This window comes from Vibrio sp. G-C-1 (genome assembly GCF_021728015.1).
GTDB lineage: Bacteria > Pseudomonadota > Gammaproteobacteria > Enterobacterales > Vibrionaceae > Vibrio > Vibrio splendidus.
Genome location: NZ_JAKKCR010000033.1, coordinates 1 through 1,975 on the forward strand (window position 1 = coordinate 1; position 1,975 = coordinate 1,975).

Consider the following 1,975-nt stretch of genomic DNA (forward strand, 5'->3'; position numbering starts at 1 on the left):
CACAACATGGCTGAAAGCTTAATACTTGAAGGGCGGAGGGAAAGAACATTCCCTAGAACAGTTAAGCCTAGACCACAGCGGTATGCTAAGAACAAAAATGCCGTTCACTCTTAAGTGAACGGCATTACACTTAGTTGAGCTCTTTTTTTGTCTAGACTATTAGTTCGGAGGTTAGAACCCCCTTATATCAAGCTCATTGTTGATCAACACAACACACTGAGAAGCAAACAACATGTTTGGACCTAAGCTGATTTTCTCTGTCCCTAAACGCTTCAAGCTATTGTAGCTTTTCTTCGGCATAGGGATGTGATCAGTAAGAAGGAAACATGGGTTTTCAGCAATCTCTGCATCACGGATAAAGTCACCCTTCTTATCCATCATGTACAGCTGGTGGTCTTCGGCCAGTTCTTTGACCAACTTTTCAAAGCTCATAGTGCGAACAGTGATGCCCGGTTCTACCTGACGTGTCTGTTCTTTTGTCATGCCTTGAGAAGCGTCAACAGCTCTTACTACCGCAGATAACAGTGCAGATTCATGAAAGCCACCAATGTTGGTGATTTCATTTGAATCGAATGTAATGGTACGAGAAAAGTCTTTAGTACTCTCTAGCACAAGGTGCACGGTGACATTCTCACGGTGAGATTGAGCAACGAAGATCGTGTTCATCAGAGTATGAGCCAGAATCTCAGTATGAGCGTCTTGCCCAACACCTTCTAAGATAAGCTTGCTCTCTGTAGGGGCTGCGCGAGCGCGTAATACAAATGAACGCATGGAATGTACCTTGTCAGTATGTGATAAAGCGAAACAGACTTTATCAGCATGAATTGATGAATAACTAAAAATTATGGCGGTATGTAACTCTTTTCTATTAATGAAGTCAAATGGAGTTATGTGTAGTACTGATCGGAATAACTCTACGTATTAAATAGAGAGTGACCACATTACAAGATGGTAAAGGTTGAAGCGAACCAAGGTTTACATAGATAGTATGCGCAAATTATTAGGTGACTTACATAAGGAAGTAGTCGATGAAGTTACAGAAGATTAATAAAGAAGAATATAGAAAGAAGATGAACCTACTGTTGGTTTCATTGGTTGGGTCGCTCGCCTTGTTTGCCATCGTATTCGGTAGCATTCTGATTGAACTTTTTGGTTCAGTTGGATCCGTTACTGGGGAAGCGACAGGTAATTTCCATTTGAATGTACTTGGCGTGATTTTATCAGTCGCACTGAATGCCTTTATAGCGAGCCGTGTGAAAGGGCATGATTACTTTAAGGAAGCGCTTTATGTGTGGAACCTTAAACAAATTCACAATCAAATCTATCGTAAGCTCAAGCGTATTCAACCAAAAGCTGAGCAAGGTGATCGAGAAGCATTAACTATCCTTTACTTCTATTACACTACGCAAAAACAGGTATACGACCTAGATAACAATACATTGACGATAAAAACGGTTCAGCAATCGCTAGATAACATAGTGGAGCTAAGTGAAAAGTGGAGTATCGAACTGGATATAGAGGCATTTTCGAAAGATTTAGTCGCAAAATTCTAAGTTATATGCTCTTGATTGTATGAGCTTTAACCTGTGAAAGAGGGTTTTGACGTAAAAGTAGCCGCTTAAGCAACTTTTTTGAATTTTTATTAAAATAGGGGTTGCCATGTTTTCGATGATCTCTATAATGCCGCCTCACTGACACGGCAGATGCCACAAGGCTTCAGCGGTAATCAGTAAGACGGAAAGTTCGAAAGAAATTAATTTTAAAAAGTGTTTGACACTTAAGATTAAATCGCTAGAATTCACGTCCGCTTTCAAAGGTTTCTTTGTAAAAAGAAAGTTTCGATAAGCAAAGCTCTTTAACAATTTAAACCTATCAATCTGTGTGGGCACTCGTTGATGAATATCAAAACGTTATTACTTAGGTAGTAACAGTTACTTCGGTAACAAACTTGATTTCAATGAACTGAGTGACCAAT

Annotated in this window: 2 protein-coding genes; one reads left to right on the top strand and one right to left on the bottom strand. The window is 39.6% G+C overall.

What is annotated here, in order from left to right:
* Positions 1 to 171: 171 nt before the first annotated feature.
* Entirely contained in the window at positions 172 to 771 is a 600-nt protein-coding gene (gene trmY / locus L3V36_RS23730) for a tRNA (pseudouridine(54)-N(1))-methyltransferase TrmY (RefSeq protein WP_004733046.1), read from the bottom strand.
* 257 nt (positions 772 to 1,028) lie between these two features.
* Between trmY and L3V36_RS23735 the strand changes: the two genes are divergently transcribed.
* On the top strand, positions 1,029 to 1,553 hold the full coding sequence (locus L3V36_RS23735) for a DUF3087 family protein (protein ID WP_061025949.1): 525 nt from the start codon (positions 1,029 to 1,031) through the stop codon (positions 1,551 to 1,553).
* Positions 1,554 to 1,975 lie beyond the last annotated feature (422 nt).